The 17,366-nt window shown below is 62.4% G+C and carries 17 protein-coding genes; 15 read left to right on the plus strand and 2 right to left on the minus strand.

What is annotated here, in order from left to right; genetic code table 11:
• Positions 1-11 precede the first annotated feature (11 nt).
• On the plus strand, positions 12-1,577 hold the full coding sequence (locus tag AC19YR_RS05405) for a methyl-accepting chemotaxis protein (RefSeq protein ID WP_095107620.1): 1,566 nt from the start codon (positions 12-14) through the stop codon (positions 1,575-1,577).
• Between the two features lie 133 nt (positions 1,578-1,710).
• On the opposite strand, the gene AC19YR_RS05410 is transcribed toward AC19YR_RS05405, so the two are convergent.
• Entirely contained in the window at positions 1,711-2,418 is a 708-nt protein-coding gene (locus AC19YR_RS05410) for an alpha/beta family hydrolase (protein WP_500597473.1), read from the minus strand.
• 101 nt (positions 2,419-2,519) lie between these two features.
• Between AC19YR_RS05410 and ccoN (AC19YR_RS05415) the strand changes: the two genes are divergently transcribed.
• The 14 genes from ccoN (AC19YR_RS05415) to hemN all read left to right on the plus strand — a co-directional run bounded on the left by ccoN (AC19YR_RS05415) (position 2,520) and on the right by hemN (position 16,687).
• Complete coding sequence (gene ccoN, locus AC19YR_RS05415) at positions 2,520-3,944, plus strand: cytochrome-c oxidase, cbb3-type subunit I (protein WP_095107618.1); 1,425 nt, start codon at positions 2,520-2,522, stop codon at positions 3,942-3,944.
• 10 nt (positions 3,945-3,954) lie between these two features.
• Positions 3,955-4,563: a cytochrome-c oxidase, cbb3-type subunit II gene (gene ccoO / locus AC19YR_RS05420; RefSeq protein WP_095107617.1), complete on the plus strand. Its 609-nt coding sequence runs from the start codon at positions 3,955-3,957 to the stop codon at positions 4,561-4,563.
• A gap of 3 nt (positions 4,564-4,566) precedes the next feature.
• Positions 4,567-4,791, plus strand: a complete 225-nt coding sequence (locus tag AC19YR_RS05425; protein WP_095107616.1) for a cbb3-type cytochrome oxidase subunit 3 — start codon at positions 4,567-4,569, stop codon at positions 4,789-4,791.
• The gene (ccoP, locus tag AC19YR_RS05430; protein ID WP_095107615.1) at positions 4,788-5,741 is read left to right on the plus strand and encodes a cytochrome-c oxidase, cbb3-type subunit III; all 954 of its coding nucleotides are present in this window, start codon (positions 4,788-4,790) and stop codon (positions 5,739-5,741) included. Before AC19YR_RS05425 ends, ccoP (AC19YR_RS05430) begins: the two co-directional genes overlap by 4 nt.
• Before the next feature lie 482 nt (positions 5,742-6,223).
• Positions 6,224-7,666, plus strand: coding sequence for a cytochrome-c oxidase, cbb3-type subunit I (gene ccoN, locus AC19YR_RS05435; RefSeq protein WP_095107614.1), 1,443 nt, complete (start codon positions 6,224-6,226; stop codon positions 7,664-7,666).
• Complete coding sequence (ccoO, locus tag AC19YR_RS05440; protein ID WP_025128825.1) at positions 7,666-8,274, plus strand: cytochrome-c oxidase, cbb3-type subunit II; 609 nt, start codon at positions 7,666-7,668, stop codon at positions 8,272-8,274. Before ccoN (AC19YR_RS05435) ends, ccoO (AC19YR_RS05440) begins: the two co-directional genes overlap by 1 nt.
• 5 nt (positions 8,275-8,279) lie before the next feature.
• Positions 8,280-8,465 (plus strand): CcoQ/FixQ family Cbb3-type cytochrome c oxidase assembly chaperone, encoded by a 186-nt coding sequence (locus AC19YR_RS05445; RefSeq protein ID WP_003175465.1) that lies wholly within the window; start codon positions 8,280-8,282, stop codon positions 8,463-8,465.
• Positions 8,462-9,439 (plus strand): cytochrome-c oxidase, cbb3-type subunit III, encoded by a 978-nt coding sequence (gene ccoP / locus AC19YR_RS05450; protein ID WP_095107613.1) that lies wholly within the window; start codon positions 8,462-8,464, stop codon positions 9,437-9,439. The genes AC19YR_RS05445 and ccoP (AC19YR_RS05450) overlap by 4 nt, the downstream gene beginning before the upstream one ends.
• Positions 9,440-9,711: 272 nt before the next feature.
• Positions 9,712-11,127 (plus strand): cytochrome c oxidase accessory protein CcoG, encoded by a 1,416-nt coding sequence (ccoG, locus tag AC19YR_RS05455; protein ID WP_095107612.1) that lies wholly within the window; start codon positions 9,712-9,714, stop codon positions 11,125-11,127.
• 11 nt (positions 11,128-11,138) lie between these two features.
• Positions 11,139-11,678 carry a FixH family protein gene (locus tag AC19YR_RS05460; RefSeq protein ID WP_500597478.1) on the plus strand — a complete coding sequence of 180 codons (540 nt, stop codon included), beginning with the start codon at positions 11,139-11,141 and terminating at the stop codon, positions 11,676-11,678.
• Between the two features lie 112 nt (positions 11,679-11,790).
• Positions 11,791-14,241, plus strand: a complete 2,451-nt coding sequence (locus tag AC19YR_RS05465; protein WP_095107610.1) for a heavy metal translocating P-type ATPase — start codon at positions 11,791-11,793, stop codon at positions 14,239-14,241.
• A gap of 24 nt (positions 14,242-14,265) precedes the next feature.
• Positions 14,266-14,496, plus strand: coding sequence for a cbb3-type cytochrome oxidase assembly protein CcoS (gene ccoS, locus AC19YR_RS05470; RefSeq protein ID WP_095107609.1), 231 nt, complete (start codon positions 14,266-14,268; stop codon positions 14,494-14,496).
• On the plus strand, positions 14,489-15,172 hold the full coding sequence (locus AC19YR_RS05475; RefSeq protein WP_500597480.1) for a sulfite exporter TauE/SafE family protein: 684 nt from the start codon (positions 14,489-14,491) through the stop codon (positions 15,170-15,172). Before ccoS ends, AC19YR_RS05475 begins: the two co-directional genes overlap by 8 nt.
• A gap of 132 nt (positions 15,173-15,304) precedes the next feature.
• The gene (hemN, locus tag AC19YR_RS05480; protein ID WP_095107607.1) at positions 15,305-16,687 is read left to right on the plus strand and encodes an oxygen-independent coproporphyrinogen III oxidase; all 1,383 of its coding nucleotides are present in this window, start codon (positions 15,305-15,307) and stop codon (positions 16,685-16,687) included.
• Positions 16,688-16,772: 85 nt separating this feature from the next.
• Here the strand turns inward: hemN and AC19YR_RS05485 are convergent, their stop codons facing one another.
• Positions 16,773-17,270, minus strand: a complete 498-nt coding sequence (locus AC19YR_RS05485; protein WP_500597482.1) for a hypothetical protein — start codon at positions 17,268-17,270, stop codon at positions 16,773-16,775.
• Positions 17,271-17,366 lie beyond the last annotated feature (96 nt).

A 17,366-nucleotide genomic window follows, 5' to 3' on the forward strand; every position in this document is an offset into this window, starting at 1 on the left:
AGAAAAAAGCCATGCGTAATAACCAACCAATAACACAACGCGAACGTACCTTTCCGGCTCAGCAACGGTTGATTTCTACCACCGACGCAAAAGGCGTGATTACTTACTGCAACGATGCTTTTGTCGAAATCAGTGGGTTCTCCCGTGAGGAGCTGTTGCGTGCGCCGCATAACCTGGTGCGTCACCCTGACGTTCCGGCGGCGGTGTTCGCGCATATGTGGGGTACGTTGAAACAAGGCTTGCCATGGATGGGCATTGTTAAGAATCGCTGCAAGACCGGTGACCACTATTGGGTCAACGCCTATGTGACACCGGTGTTCGAAGGCAATCAGGTGGTCGGCTATGAGTCGGTGCGGGTCAAGCCCACCGCCGAGCAGGTGCGCCGTGCCGAAGCGCTCTACCAACGCATCAACCAGGGCAAGTCGGCCATTCCCCGTAGCGACCGCTGGTTGCCGGTGTTGCAGGATTGGGTGCCGTTTATCCTTATCAGCCAACTGAGTTTTCTGATCGGTATCTGGTTCAATTCCCACTGGGGTTTTGCCCTGGCGGCGGGGTTGTCGGTGCCGTTGGGGTTGCTGGGCCTGACCTGGCAGCAGCGTGGCCTCAAGCGTTTGTTGCGCCTGGCGGAGCAGACCACGTCCGACCCGTTGATCGCGCAGATGTACACCGACAGCCGTGGCGCCCAGGCGCGCCTGGAGATGTCGATCCTAAGCCAGGAAGCGCGCCTGAAAACCTGCCTGACGCGCTTGCAGGACACCGCCGAGCACCTCAACGAGCAGGCGCGGCAATCCGATGTGCTGGCCCACAACAGCTCCAGCGGCCTGGAGCGCCAGCGGGTGGAGACGGAGCAAGTCGCCACCGCTGTGAACCAGATGGCGGCGACCACTCAGGAAGTCGCCAGCCATGTGCAGCGCACGGCCGACGCCACCCAGGAGGCCAATCGCCTGACCAGCCGTGGCCGCGATATCGCCAGCGAAACCCGCGAAGCGATCCAGCGCCTGTCGGTGGTCGTGGGTGAAACCGGCGCCACGGTGACCCAACTGGCCAAGGACAGTGATGAGATCGGTGGCGTGGTGGATGTCATCAAGGGCATTGCCGACCAGACCAACCTGCTGGCGCTCAACGCTGCCATTGAAGCGGCCCGCGCCGGGGAAATGGGGCGAGGCTTTGCGGTGGTGGCCGATGAAGTGCGGCAACTGGCGCAGCGCACCAGCGAGTCCACGGGGCAGATCCACAGCTTGATCGCCAAGTTGCAGCAGACCGCCAGCACGGCGGTGCAGACCATGGACGCCGGGCATCGTCAGGCCGAGGAAGGCGTGGCCAAGGTGATGGAGTCCGACGCCGCGCTGGTGGGGATCAGTGAGGCGGTGGCCAACATCACCGACATGACCACCCAGATCGCCGCTGCGACCGAAGAGCAAACGGCGGTGGCCGAAGAGATCAGCCGCAATATCAGCACCATTGCGCAACTGGCCGATCAGACCTCGGAACAAGCGATGCACTCGGCGCAGTTGAGCGAAGCGCTGACCTTGACGGCGACCACCCAGTACTCGCTGGTGGAGCGCTTTAACCGTTGAGGCTGCGCTAGCGGCAACAACCTCACGCCGCACGCCCGTAGCAAGCGGGCTTGCCCGTGCTGGGGTGCGCCAGGCGCCACACCGATTACCACGGCTAGGCCGCCGAGCGTGGGCGAGCCTGCTTGCTACATCGCTACGTGATATCGGCCACGAAGGCGGCGATTTTTTGCGCCGCTGCGTCCAGGTGCTGTTCATGGGTGAAGCCTGAAGCCTTCAAGGGCTTGAGGTCATGGTCCGCCGCCACCAGCCACATCACCTCGATGCTCGGCGACAGCGCATAACCCTCCACAGTTTCGCGATTGCCCAGGGCGTCGCGCTCGCCCTGGACTATCAGGGTGGGCGTCTTCAGCCCTGCCAGGTGCTCGACCCGCGGTTTCTCGGGCTTGCCCACGGCGTAGAACGGATAACCCAGGCACACCAGGGCGCCCGCCCCCAACTCATCGGCCAGCAAACTGGCCATGCGCCCGCCCATGGACTTGCCTGCGACCACCAAGGGCCCAGTGACATGACGCCGCACCTGCGCGTACACCTCACGCCAGCATTCCAGTAGCTTGGGGGCCGGATTGGGTGGGCGCTTGCCACCGTCCAGGCGCCGCTGCGCCATGTAGGGAAACTCGAAGCGCAGCACGTTGATACCTAGCGCAGCCAGGCGTGCCGCCATGTTGCTCATGAAAGCACTGTCCATGGGCGCGCCGGCACCGTGGGCCAAAATCAGGGTTACGCCGGCGCCCTCGGGCTCGGCGTGCGCCTGCGGCTGAGCGGCGTCCCACAGCCAGCCGTGAACGCGCAGGCACCGCGCCCATTGATCCCCGTCAATACTGGCCTTGTGCTCTTTGTCCATGCTTGCCTCGCTTTTTAGTCTGCCTATAACTCCAGCTGAAGTGAGCGCACCCCTGCCCTGCGCAGTCGCCCTTGCTTCAGTTGAACCGTGGATGGGGAACCATGAACACTTCTATCAGTACCGCCTATAACTACAAGGTGGTCCGCCAATTCGCCATTATGACGGTGGTATGGGGCATCGTCGGTATGGGGCTCGGGGTTTTTCTCGCAGCTCAATTGGTCTGGCCTGAACTCAACTTCGACCTGCCGTGGACAAGCTTCGGCCGCCTGCGTCCGTTGCACACCAACGCAGTGATCTTCGCCTTTGGCGGTTGCGCACTGTTTGCCAGCTCGTTCTATTCGGTGCAACGCACCTGCCAGACCGAGCTGTTTGCACCAAAAATCGCCGCGTTCTGCTTCTGGGGCTGGCAATTGGTGATCCTGCTGGCCGCCATCTCGCTGCCACTGGGTTACACCAGCAGCAAGGAATACGCCGAGCTGGAATGGCCAATCGATATCCTGATTACCATCGTCTGGGTCGCCTACGCCATCGTGTTCTTCGGCACGCTGGTCAAGCGCAAGACCAAGCACATCTACGTCGGTAACTGGTTCTTCGGTGCGTTCATTCTCACCGTGGCCATCCTGCACCTGGTGAACAACGCCGAGTTGCCGGTCAGCCTGACCAAGTCCTACTCCGCCTATGCCGGCGCGACCGATGCGATGGTGCAATGGTGGTACGGCCACAACGCCGTGGGCTTCTTCCTCACTGCGGGCTTCCTGGGGATGATGTACTACTTCGTACCCAAGCAAGCCGAGCGTCCGGTGTATTCGTATCGCCTGTCGATCGTGCACTTCTGGGCACTGATTACCCTGTACATCTGGGCCGGCCCGCACCACCTGCACTACACCGCACTGCCAGACTGGGCGCAGTCCCTGGGCATGGTGATGTCGCTGGTTCTGCTGGCACCGAGCTGGGGCGGCATGATTAACGGCATGATGACCCTCTCCGGCGCCTGGCATAAGCTGCGCAGCGACCCGATCCTGCGGTTCCTGGTGGTATCCCTGGCGTTCTACGGCATGTCGACCTTTGAAGGCCCGATGATGGCCATCAAGACCGTCAACTCGCTGTCCCACTACACCGACTGGACCATCGGCCACGTACACGCCGGTGCCTTGGGTTGGGTTGCGATGATCTCCATCGGCGCCCTGTACCACATGATCCCGAAAGTCTTCGGTCGCCCTGGCATGCACAGCGTGGGCCTCATCAACGCACACTTCTGGCTGGCTACCATCGGCACCGTGCTCTACATCGCTTCGATGTGGGTCAACGGCATCGCCCAGGGCCTGATGTGGCGCGCGATCAACGAAGACGGCACGCTGACCTACTCCTTCGTCGAGACCCTGGTGGCCAGCCACCCAGGCTTCATCGTTCGTCTGGCAGGTGGTGCGATCTTCTTCACCGGCATGTTGCTGATGGCTTACAACGTCTGGCGCACGGTTCAGTCCGCCAAGCCCGCTGAAGTCGCCGCTGCCGCGCAGATGGCCTGAGGAGTCCGACATGAAACACGAAGTAATCGAGAAAAACGTCGGCCTGCTGATGCTGCTGATGGTGCTGGCTGTGAGCATCGGCGGTCTGACCCAGATCGTCCCGCTGTTCTTCCAGGACGTGACCAACACCCCGGTTGAAGGCATGAAGCCCTATACCGCGTTGCAACTGGAAGGTCGCGACATCTACATCCGCGAAGGTTGCGTGGGTTGCCACACCCAGATGATCCGTCCGTTCCGCGCCGAAACCGAACGCTACGGCCACTACTCGGTTGCCGGCGAAAGCGTCTGGGATCACCCGCACCTGTGGGGCTCCAAGCGTACCGGCCCGGACTTGGCCCGTGTCGGCGCCCGCTACTCCGACGACTGGCACCGCGCGCACTTGTTCAACCCGCGCAACGTGGTGCCCGAGTCGAAGATGCCGGCCTATCCATGGTTGGTGACCCAGCCGCTGGACAGCAGCCACACCGAAACCAAACTGCGGGCGATGCGCACCCTCGGCGTTCCGTATAACGATGCCGACATTGCCGGCGCCACCGCTTCGCTCAAAGGCAAGACCGAGATGGATGCTCTGGTCGCCTATCTGCAAGTGCTCGGCACCGCTATCAAGAACAAGAGGTGAGCCATGGGCTTTGTACTCGATAGTGGAATGATCCGCGGCCTGGGCACGTTGGTGGTGATGATCGCCTTCATCGGCCTGGCGCTGTGGGTCTTCAACGCCAAACGCAATCCGGAGTTCGCCCAGGCGCGGCTACTGCCGTTCGCCGACGAACCATTGCCCGGCACCGCCGGGAATCAACCTGAAGAAGCTCTCTCCCAAGAGCCTGCAACAAGGAGCATTCGGCCATGACTACCTTCTGGAGTGCGTGGATCTGCGTACTGACCATCGGCAGCCTGATCGGCCTGACGTGGCTGCTGTTTGGCACCCGCAAGGGCGAAACCAAGGGCAGTGTCGACCAGACCATGGGCCACAGCTTCGACGGGATCGAGGAATACGATAACCCGCTGCCGCAATGGTGGTTCCTGCTGTTCGCCGGCACCCTGGTGTTCGCCGTCGGTTACCTGATCCTCTACCCGGGCCTGGGCAACTGGAAAGGCGTCCTGCCGGGTTACGAGGATGGCTGGACCCAAACCAAGGAATGGGACAAGGAAATGGCCAAGGCGGACGCCAAGTTTGGTCCGATCTACGCCAAATTCTCGTCTATGTCCGTGGAAGAAGTGGCTAAAGACCCGCAAGCGTTGAAAATGGGCGGTCGCCTGTTCGCTTCCAACTGCTCGGTTTGCCACGGTTCCGACGCCAAGGGCGCCTTCGGCTTCCCTAACCTCGCCGACAACAACTGGCGTTGGGGCGGCAGTGCCGACACCATCAAGGCCACCATCATGGGCGGCCGCATGGCTGCCATGCCGGCCTGGGGTGAAGTGCTGGGTGAAGACGGCGTGAAAAACGTAGCCGCTTACGTTCGTCACGAACTGGCCGGCCTGCCCCTGCCTGCCGACAGCGGTGCCGACCTGGCCGCTGGCCAACAGGCCTACAGCACCACGTGCGTGGCATGCCACGGCCCGGCCGGTACTGGCATGGAGATGATGGGTGCGCCGAACCTGACGCAACCGGCCGGTTTCATCTACGGCTCCAGCCTGGCACAACTGCAACAGACCATCCGCCACGGTCGTCAGGGCCACATGCCTGCACAGACCGAGCTTTTGGGTAACGACAAAGTGCAACTGCTGGCCGCCTACGTGTACAGCCTGTCCCACAATGCCGACACCGCAAAAGCGTTGGCTGAAAGCAAAAGCGAATAATCCGCATCTGCTTGCCTGCCGCATCGTTCAAGATGCGGCAGTTCTCTACCCCTTTGCGACCAAGTGTCGCACCCTCCAAACGTCGCGCTTTGCGATCCCCGGATTCGGGTCTAAGCTTGCCTCCACGAGGACAGGCGTCACCCGTCCACAAGCCCATCGTAGCCGAACCGTACCCAGCATCTGATCGCTGATAAGCCGCAAAGGCTGGTAGATACCGGCTGTCGCGCCCATCACTGCTTGTCAGGCACTCAACTGCTTCCTACAAATTCGGTTACACGCTGCCTGTTACCCGCGCCGATTTCCTTCACTGCGACAATTTGTCAGGGGCCAATTTTGTCCCTACTCCGAGCATGGAAAGGGCGCAGAATCAGCTTCGGAAAGCATTGACGCAGGTCATGGCGCGTTGCAATGACCCCCCGCTTTCTACATACTTGCGGCCGATTTTTATCCCTAATAAAACACCCAAACCGTGGAACCTTAGAATGAGCACAGCAATCAGTCCGACTGCTTATAACTATAAGGTAGTCCGCCAGTTCGCCATCATGACGGTGGTCTGGGGGATCCTTGGCATGGGGCTCGGTGTCTTCATCGCCTCGCAACTGGTCTGGCCGGAGTTGAACCTCGGCCTGCCATGGACGACCTTTGGACGCCTACGCCCGCTGCACACCAACCTGGTGATCTTCGCCTTCGGTGGTTGTGCGTTGTTTGCCACTTCCTATTACGTCGTGCAGCGAACCTGCCAAACGCGACTGATTTCCGACTCACTGGCGGCCTTCACCTTCTGGGGTTGGCAGGCTGTGATCGTCGGCGCCATCGTTACCTTGCCGCTGGGTTACACCACCACCAAGGAATACGCTGAACTGGAATGGCCCCTGGCTATCCTGCTGGCGATCGTCTGGGTCACCTACGGCCTGGTGTTCTTCGGCACCATCACCAAGCGCAAGACCAAGCACATCTACGTGGGCAACTGGTTCTACGGTGCGTTCATCGTCGTAACGGCGATGCTGCACATCGTCAACCACGCGTCCCTGCCGGTCACCCTGTTCAAGTCCTATTCGGCCTATGCCGGTGCGACCGACGCGATGATCCAGTGGTGGTACGGCCACAACGCAGTGGGCTTCTTCCTGACCACTGGCTTCCTGGGGATGATGTACTACTTCGTACCCAAGCAGGCCGAGCGTCCGATCTACTCCTATCGCCTGTCCATCGTGCACTTCTGGGCGTTGATTACCCTGTACATCTGGGCCGGCCCGCACCACCTGCACTACACCGCACTGCCGGATTGGGCGCAGTCCCTGGGCATGGCGATGTCGATCATCCTCCTGGCGCCAAGCTGGGGCGGCATGATTAACGGCATGATGACCCTCTCGGGCGCCTGGCATAAATTGCGCACCGACCCGATCCTGCGGTTCCTGGTGGTGTCCCTGGCGTTCTACGGCATGTCGACCTTTGAAGGCCCGATGATGGCCATCAAGACCGTCAACTCGCTGTCCCACTACACCGACTGGACCATCGGCCACGTACACGCCGGAGCCTTGGGCTGGGTGGCGATGATCTCCATCGGCGCCCTGTACCACCTGATCCCGAAAGTGTTCGGCCGTGCGCAAATGCACAGCACTGGCCTGATTAACACCCACTTCTGGTTGGCGACCATCGGTACCGTGCTCTACATCGCTTCGATGTGGGTCAACGGCATCACCCAGGGCCTGATGTGGCGTGCAATCAACGATGACGGCACCCTCACCTACTCGTTCGTCGAAGCCCTGCAAGCCAGCCACCCCGGCTTCATCGTTCGCGCCCTGGGCGGTGCGTTCTTTGCCGCGGGCATGCTGTTCATGGCGTACAACGTGTACCGCACCGTGCGCGCCTCGACCCCGGCCGAAGCGGAAGCCGCCGCTCAGATCGCTGTAGTTGGAGCTCACTGATGAAGCATGAAGTAGTCGAGAAGAACATCGGCCTGCTGGCCTTCTTCATGGTCATCGCCGTCAGCATCGGCGGCCTGACCCAGATCGTCCCGCTGTTCTTCCAGGACGTCACCAACAAGCCGGTTGAGGGCATGAAGCCTCGCAGCGCGCTGGAACTCGAAGGCCGCGACATCTATATCGCCAACGGTTGCGTGCAGTGCCACTCGCAGATGATCCGCCCGTTCCGGGCTGAAACCGAGCGTTATGGCCACTACTCGGTCGCCGGCGAAAGCGTCTGGGACCACCCGTTCCTGTGGGGTTCCAAGCGTACCGGTCCGGACCTGGCCCGCGTCGGCGGCCGTTACTCCGATGACTGGCAACGTGCGCACTTGTACAACCCGCGCAACGTAGTGCCGGAGTCGAAAATGCCGGCCTACCCGTTCCTCGTGGAAAACAAGCTCGACGGCAAAGACACTGCGAAAAAAATGGAAGTCTTGCGCACCCTCGGCGTGCCTTACACCGACGAAGACATCGCCGGTGCCAAGGATGCCGTGAAGGGCAAAACCGAAATGGACGCGCTGGTGGCCTATCTGCAAGGCCTGGGCACCATCATCAAAAGCAAACGGTGATTTAGATGGATATCGGGATGATTCGTGGCCTGGGCACCGTCGTCGTGATGGTTGCCTTTATCGGCCTGGCCTTGTGGGTGTTCAGCCCCAAGCGCAAGTCTGAGTTTGAAGACGCGACCTTGCTGCCTTTCGCGGATGATCCCGAAGCCATCAAGCACGTCGAGCAAGCTTCTAGGAGTAACAAAGAATGACTACGTTCTGGAGTCTGTACGTCACAGTCCTCAGTCTGGGTACCATTTTCGCCCTGACCTGGCTGCTGCTGTCGACCCGCAAGGGCCAGCGCGCCGAACAAACGGACGAGACGGTTGGCCACTCCTTCGACGGGATCGAGGAATACGACAACCCACTGCCAAAGTGGTGGTTCATGTTGTTCGTCGGCACCATCGTTTTCGCCCTGGGCTACCTGGTGCTGTACCCGGGCCTGGGCAACTGGAAAGGTCTGTTGCCAGGTTATGCCTACCTGGATAACGACAAGAAAACCGAGTTCGCCAACGGCCAGCCAGGCTGGACCGGCGTGCACGAGTGGGAAAAGGAAATGGCCAAGTCGGATGCCAAGTTTGGGCCGATCTTCGCCAAATTTGCGTCGATGCCCATTGAAGAAGTGGCCAAGGACCCGCAAGCCCTGAAAATGGGCGGGCGTCTGTTCGCATCCAACTGCTCCGTGTGCCACGGCTCCGATGCCAAGGGCGCCTACGGTTTCCCTAACCTGACCGACGCCGACTGGCGCTGGGGCGGTACGCCTGAGCAGATCAAGCAAACCATCATGGCTGGCCGCCACGCCATCATGCCGGCCTGGGCCGAAGTGATCGGCGAACAAGGCGTCAGCGATGTGGCTGCCTACGTGCTGCTCAACCTCGACGGCCGCAAGCTGCCGGAAAATGCCAAGGCCGACCCTGTCGCTGGCCAGAAGCTGTTCGCCGCCAACTGCGTGGCCTGCCACGGCCCCGAAGGCAAAGGCACCCCCGCCATGGGCGCGCCTGACCTGACCCACCCGGCTGCGTTCATCTACGGTTCGAGCTTCGCTCAACTGCAGCAGACCATCCGCCACGGTCGCCAGGGCCAAATGCCTGCCCAGGCAGACCTGCAAGGTAACGACAAGGTCCACTTGCTCGCCGCCTATGTGTACAGCCTGTCCCACGCGGACAAGGCTGCCGAAGCCAAGTAAGGCAACGGCGTAGAACGAAACGGCCCCGCCAGGCAACTGGCGGGGCCGTTTTCATTTCGGGTAATGCAAAACGATCCACTCTCGACAAGTCAATTGACCCGGATCAAGATTTGCACCATTTGCTACACCATCTCAGCCAGCCGCCCAACGCGACCAAAGGTCGCACCCGCACGTTAGAGCTACAGGCGTATCATTGCGCCACTGCAATACCCTTCTGACCGCGGTTGGCATGCACTGACCGAGGCAATTTTCCACTGCCGTGGGATGCAATGATGAGCAATCAGATTCCAGTACACGACGTTACCCCGCCTGCCAAAAACTCTAATAACAGCGTCGATCTCTACGCCTCTCGGGAAAAAATCTACACCCGCGCCTTCACCGGCCTGTTCCGCAACCTGCGGATGGTGGGCGGTGCCGGTCTGTTCCTGCTGTATTTCGGCACGGTATGGCTCAACTGGGGCGGCCACCAGGCGGTCTGGTGGAACCTGCCGGAACGCAAATTCTTCATTTTTGGCGCGACCTTCTGGCCCCAGGACTTCATCCTCCTGTCTGGCCTGCTCATCATCAGTGCCTTTGGCCTGTTCTTCATCACGGTCTACGCCGGGCGCGTGTGGTGCGGCTACACCTGCCCGCAAAGCGTGTGGACCTGGATTTTCATGTGGTGTGAAAAGGTCACCGAAGGCGACCGCAACCAACGCATAAAGCTGGACAAGGCGCCCATGAGCGCCAACAAGTTCGTGCGCAAGCTCAGCAAACACACGCTGTGGCTGAGTATCGGCTTCGTCACTGGCCTGACCTTCGTCGGCTATTTCTCGCCGATCCGCGAATTGGTGATCGACTTCTTCACCGGCCAGGCCGATGGCTGGTCGTATTTCTGGGTCGGTTTCTTCACCCTCGCCACCTACGGCAACGCCGGCTGGCTGCGCGAGCAGGTGTGCATTTATATGTGCCCCTATGCGCGCTTCCAGAGTGTGATGTTCGACAAAGACACCCTGATCGTCTCCTACGACCCGCGTCGCGGCGAAGTCCGTGGCCCGCGCAAGAAAGGCGCCGACTACAAGGCTCAGGGCCTGGGTGACTGTATCGACTGCACCATGTGCGTGCAGGTCTGCCCGACCGGCATCGACATCCGCGACGGCCTGCAGATCGAGTGCATCGGCTGCGCCGCCTGTATCGACGCCTGCGACAGCATCATGGACAAGATGAACTACCCGCGTGGCCTCATCAGCTACACCACCGAGCACAACCTTTCGGGGCAGAAAACCCATAAACTGCGCCCGCGCCTGATCGGCTATGCCCTGGTGCTGCTGACGATGATTAGCCTGTTGGTCGCAGCCTTCTTCATGCGTTCGCTGGTGGGTTTCGACGTCAGCAAAGACCGCGTGCTGTACCGCGAGAACGCCGAAGGGCGGATCGAAAACGTCTACAGCCTCAAGATCATGAACAAGGACCAACGCGATCACACCTACCTGCTCGACGCCACAGGTCTGCCCGACCTCAAGCTGCAAGGCAAGCGGGAAATCAAAGTCGCCGCTGGGGAGATCTTCACCCAGCCGGTTGAACTGTCCAGCGCACCGGAGCAATTGCCATCGAGCACCAACGAGGTGAAATTCATCCTCAAAGATGCCGATAACGACAGCGTCCACGTTGAAGCCAAGAGCCGATTCATCGGTCCACAAATTCGTTGAGAGAAGTCGCCATGCCTGCAGCAAACGCCACAAGCCCCTGGTACAAGCACCTTTGGCCGTGGATCATCATCGCTATCCTCGCCTGCTCGGTGACCCTGACGCTGTCGATGGTGACCATCGCGGTGAATAACCCGGACAACCTGGTCAACGACAACTACTACGAGGCCGGCAAAGGCATCAACCGCTCCCTGGACCGCGAACTGCTGGCCCAGACCCTGGAACTGCGCGCCAGCATGCACCTGGACGACGTCACCGGCGAAGTCGATCTGCGCCTGAGCGGCAACAGCGCACCGGCCACCGTGGAGTTGAACCTGATCTCCCCGACCCAACCGGAGAAGGACCGCAAGATCACCCTGACCCAAACCGCCAACGAGCCGGGCCGCTACATCGGCCAGTTGACCGACAAGGTCGAAGGCCGCCGCTTCGTTGAACTGCTGGGCGTGCAGGACGGCAAGACCTGGCGCATGTTCGAGGAAGAACAGGTCAGCCACGACAAGGACCTACTGCTCGGCGATGAACCCCTGCAAGGCGCCGAAGATCTGAAGAAGTAACACCCGCCCTTCGCGCATCGCGGGCAAGCCCGCTCCCACATTTGACCGAGGTCGCCTGTGGGAGCGGGCTTGCCCGCGCTAAGGCCCCCCCAGACGACACAGACCCACCGCCATGACCTCCCCGACGCCCTGCTACCACTGCGCCCTGCCCGTCCCGCCCGGCAGCCGTTTCACCGCCGTCGTGCTCGGCCAGGTGCGGGAGATGTGCTGCCCCGGGTGCCAAGCCGTGGCTGAGGCGATTGTCGCCGGGGGCCTGGAAAGCTATTACCAGCACCGCAGCGAGGCGTCGGCCAACCCCGAAGCCTTGCCGGTGCAGTTAGTCGACGAACTGGCGCTGTATGACCGCGCCGACGTGCAAAAACCCTTCGTACGCCATGACGGCGACCTAGCCGAAACCACCTTGCTGATGGAAGGCATCAGTTGCGCTGCGTGCGGCTGGCTGATCGAAAAACACCTGCGCGGCCTGCCCGCCGTGGCCGAGGCGCGGCTGAACCTGTCCAACCATCGCCTGCATGTGCGCTGGGCCGACAGCGACCTGCCCCTGAGCCAAGTCCTCAGTGAGTTGCGCCATATTGGCTACGCCGCCCACCCCTACCAGGCCGACCGCGCCAGCGAACAACTGGCCAGCGAAAATCGCCTGGCCTTGCGCCAGCTCGGCTTGGCGGGCCTGCTGTGGTTCCAGGCGATGATGGCAACCATGGCCACCTGGCCGGAATTCAACATCGACCTCAGCCCCGAGTTGCACACCATCCTGCGCTGGGTTGCGCTGTTCCTGACCACGCCCATCGTGTTCTACAGCTGCGCGCCGTTCTTCAAGGGCGCCGTGCGCGACCTGCGCACCCGCCACCTGACCATGGACGTGTCCGTGTCCCTGGCCATTGGCGGCGCTTACGTGGCCGGGATCTGGACCTCGATCACCGGCGTCGGCGAGTTGTACTTCGACGCGGTGGGCATGTTCGCCCTGTTCCTGCTGGCCGGGCGTTACCTGGAGCGGCGCGCCCGCGAACGCACCGCCGCCGCCACCGCGCAACTGGTCAACCTGCTGCCTGCCTCATGCCTGCGCCTGAGCGATGACGGCCAGAGCGAGCGCATCTTGCTCAGCGAACTGCGCCTGGGTGACAAGGTGCTGGTACACCCCGGCGCGATTCTGCCGGCGGACGGGCGGATTCTCGACGGCCAATCCAGCGTCGATGAATCCCTGCTCACTGGCGAATACCTGCCCCAACCCCGCAGCCAAGGCGATGCGGTCACCGCTGGCACCCTCAACGTCGAAGGCGCACTGACCGTCGAAGTACTGGCTCTGGGCCACGACACGCGCCTGTCCGCCATCGTGCGCCTGCTGGACCGCGCCCAAGCCGAAAAACCGCGCCTGGCGCAAATCGCCGACCGCGCCGCCCAATGGTTCTTGCTGTTCTCCCTGATCGCCGCCGCCGCCATCGGCGTGCTGTGGTGGGAGCTGGATTCGTCGCGGGCCTTCTGGATTGTGCTGGCCATGCTGGTGGCCACCTGCCCGTGCGCCTTGTCCCTGGCCACCCCGACGGCGCTGACCGCCGCCACCGGCACCCTGCACAAGCTCGGCCTGCTACTGACCCGCGGCCATGTACTCGAAGGCCTGAACCAGATCGACACGGTGATTTTCGACAAAACCGGCACCCTCACCGAAGGTCGCCTGACCCTACGCGCCATCCGCCCCCTCGGGGCGCTGGACAGCGACCAGTGCCTGGCCCTGGCCGCCGCCCTGGAAAACCGCTCCGAACACCCCATCGCCCGCGCCTTTGGCCGTGCGCCCCTGGCCGCCGAGGAAGTGCTCAGCACCCCCGGCCTAGGCCTGGAAGGGCGGGTCGGCGAGCAACGCCTGCGTATCGGCCAACCGGGGTTTGTTTGCGCCCTCAGCGGCTGCGCGGTGCCGGCCATGCCGGACGAGCACGGGCAATGGCTGTTGCTCGGCGATACCCAGGGCGCACTGGCTTGGCTGGTCCTGGATGACCGTTTGCGCCTTGACGCGCCCGACCTGCTGGCCGCCTGCAAGGCCCGGGGCTGGCGCACCCTGCTGCTGTCCGGCGACAGCTCACCGATGGTGGCCAGTGTCGCCGCCGAACTGGGCATCGACGAAGCCCGCGGCGGCTTGCGCCCCGACGACAAACTCAAGGTGCTGCAAAGCCTCCACGCAGAAGGCCGCAAGGTGCTGATGCTGGGTGATGGGGTCAACGACGTGCCGGTGCTGGCCGCCGCCGACATCAGTGTGGCCATGGGCTCGGCCACCGACCTGGCGAAAACCAGCGCCGACGCCGTACTTCTGTCCAATCGCCTCGACGCGCTGGTGCAGGCCTTTACCCTGGCGCGGCGCACGCGCCGGATAATCATCGAGAACCTGCTGTGGGCCGGCCTGTACAATGGCCTCATGTTGCCGTTCGCCGCCCTGGGCTGGATTACTCCGATCTGGGCGGCGGTGGGCATGTCCATCAGTTCGTTGATCGTGGTCCTCAACGCCCTGCGCCTGACTCGCATGCCGAGCGCGCCGGGCGCCAACGCCCCTTCAGCCACCCGCCCACTCCCGGCCTGAACCGGGCGGGCACGGAGTCCAGCCATGCCAGCGCTTTACGTAATGATCCCGGCCGCGCTGTTGATCGTCGCCATCGCGGTCTACATCTTCTTCTGGGCCGTGGACAGCGGCCAGTACGACGACCTCGACGGCCCGGCCCACAGCGTGCTGTTCGACGACCAGGACCCCAAGCACCTGGCCGCCGTCGACGAGGCCGATGGCCCGCCGAACACCCCAACTCCTCCTGCCGACAAAGACCAGGCCCCCCATGCTTGAACTGGCACCGCTGCTGGTTTCCGCGCTGATCCTCGGCCTGCTCGGCGGCGGCCATTGCCTGGGCATGTGCGGCGGCCTGATGGGCGCCCTCACCCTGGCCATCCCCAAGGAACAACGGGCGCGACGCTTTCGCCTGCTGCTGGCGTACAACCTGGGGCGCATCCTCAGCTACGCCACCGCCGGCCTGCTGATAGGCCTGGCCGGCTGGGCCGTGGCCAGCGGCCCGATGGCGACGGTCATGCGCGTCCTCGCCGGGTTGCTGTTGATCGCCATGGGCCTGTACCTGGCGGGCTGGTGGAGCGGCCTGACCCGCATCGAAGGCCTCGGGCGCGGCCTGTGGCGGCATATCCAGCCGTTTGCCAACCGTTTGCTGCCGGTATCCAGCCTGCCTCGCGCCTTGTTGCTGGGCGCACTGTGGGGCTGGCTGCCGTGCGGGCTGGTCTACAGCACCCTCCTGTGGGCGGCAAGCCAGGGCAACGCCGTGGACAGCGCCTTGCTGATGCTCGCCTTCGGCCTCGGCACCTGGCCCGTATTGCTAGCCACGGGGCTGGCCGCCGAGCGGGTCACGGCGCTGCTGCGCAAGCGCAGCGTGCGCATGGCCGGTGGCCTGCTGGTGATCCTGTTCGGCCTGTGGACACTGCCCGGCCCGCACCAGCATTGGCTGATGGGGCACTAGCGTTTTCCTGCCCGCGCGGCCATGCGACCGAGCGTCTCAGGCCCCCGGACAGCGTTGATACAAATCAAGATGACCATCATGTGAACCCCCTAGACTCGCTGCCATTGCAAGCCTATCCGGGGGAACGCCCGCATGCTCGACGCCATTCGTTGGGACTCAGACCTGATCCACCGCTACGACTTGGCGGGGCCTCGGTACACCTCTTATCCGACCGCCGTCCAGTTCGGCAGCCAGGTCGGCACCTTCGACCTGCTCCATGCCTTGCGCGACAGCCGCAAAGCCGTGCGCCCACTGTCGCTGTATGTCCACGTGCCGTTCTGCGCCAACATCTGCTACTACTGCGCCTGCAACAAAGTCATCACCAAAGACCGTGGCCGCGCGGCGCCCTACCTGCAACGCCTGGAGCAGGAAATCCAACTGATCGCCTGCCACCTGGACCCCAACCAGACCGTCGAGCAACTGCACTTTGGCGGCGGCACGCCGACCTTTCTCAGCCACGACGAGTTGCGCCAGTTGATGGCGCAATTGCGCAAGCACTTCAACCTGCTGGACGACGACTCCGGTGACTACGGCATCGAGATCGACCCGCGCGAGGCCGACTGGTCGACCATGGGCCTGTTGCGCGAGCTAGGCTTCAACCGTGTCAGCATCGGCCTGCAAGACCTCGACCCCGAGGTGCAGCGGGCGGTCAACCGCTTGCAGAGCCTGGAAGAAACCCGCGCGGTGATCGAAGCGGCGCGCACCCTGCAATTTCGCTCGATCAATATCGACCTGATCTACGGCCTACCCAAGCAAACCCCGGAGAACTTCGCCCGCACCGTGGAAGAAGTGATCCGCCTGCAACCGGACCGGCTCTCGGTGTTCAACTACGCCCACTTGCCCGAGCGGTTCATGCCGCAACGGCGCATCAACAGCGACGAACTGCCGGCCCCGGCCGACAAACTGCGCATGCTCGAACGCACCATCGAGCAACTGACCGCCGCCGGTTACCGCTACATCGGCATGGACCACTTCGCCCTGCCCGACGATGAACTGGCCATCGCCCAGGAAGAATCGACCCTGCAACGCAACTTCCAGGGCTACACCACCCACGGTCATTGCGACCTGATCGGCCTGGGCGTGTCGGCCATCAGCCAGATCGGCGACCTGTACTGCCAGAACGCCAGCGACTTGAACCAGTACCAAAATGCCCTGGGCGGCGCCCAACTGGCCACCAGCCGTGGGCTGATCTGCAACCAGGACGACCGCTTGCGCCGTGAGGTGATCCAGCAGTTGATCTGTCGTTTCAGCCTGGACTTCTATGAGATCGAGCAAACCTTCAACATCGACTTCAAAGGCTACTTCGTGCAGCTCTGGCCGCAATTGCAGGCCATGGCCGATGACGGTTTGATTGAACTGAACGACGAACGCATTCAGGTATTGCCCGCCGGTCGCCTGCTGGTGCGCTCGGTGTGCATGGTGTTCGATGCGTACCTGGAACAGCAGAATCGCCAGCGGTTTTCGCGGGTCATCTGAAGAACTAACCCGGTAGTCAAAAGCCTGAGCCAGGGGGAGCAAACAGGTTTACCTCCCCCCAAAAAAAGAAGTCAGGCGCGGCGCGTCATTTTGCCGCCAGGGCGCCAGCCTTCATCGCTGCTTCGGGGCTGGCGTCTTTTATTGCCTTGAGCAGAGACGCATTAGCGCTAGTCAGGCCGGCGTTCAATGCCGAAAGCGTCGATTGCAGCGCACTGACTTTGGCTTGCATCTGCTCCGGGCTCAGGCTCTTATCCGCCATTGCCGCCTGCATCTCGGCCATTTTCTCGGCGATCTGCTGCTTCAACGCGCGAATGGTCTTGAGGATTTCCTGGATGTTCTTGTCCAGGCCACTCTCCTCGATATCGCTGTTGCTCTGGTCGGCTTTCTTGGCCTCAGCCGCCATCTTCAGCGCCGCCCCGGAAAAGGTCACCGACACCCCTTCGGCCGGCTTGCTGGCATCGACCGCCGCCACCGCGCCCTGCTCTTTCGTCGCACCCGCATCCTTCTCAACGGTATTAGCTGCGGAACCGACGACCGGCGAAAAGCCATTTCCGCCGATAGTGACGCCCCCTATAACCCACATAATTCAAGCTCCTTGACAGTTCTGGCGATAGCTTTTGATCGGCCGCTACCGGGAAAACTTGAGAGCACCCGGGCAAAACATGGCCGCATGCCATTA

It is taken from the genome of Pseudomonas sp. MF08817 (assembly GCF_059862705.1).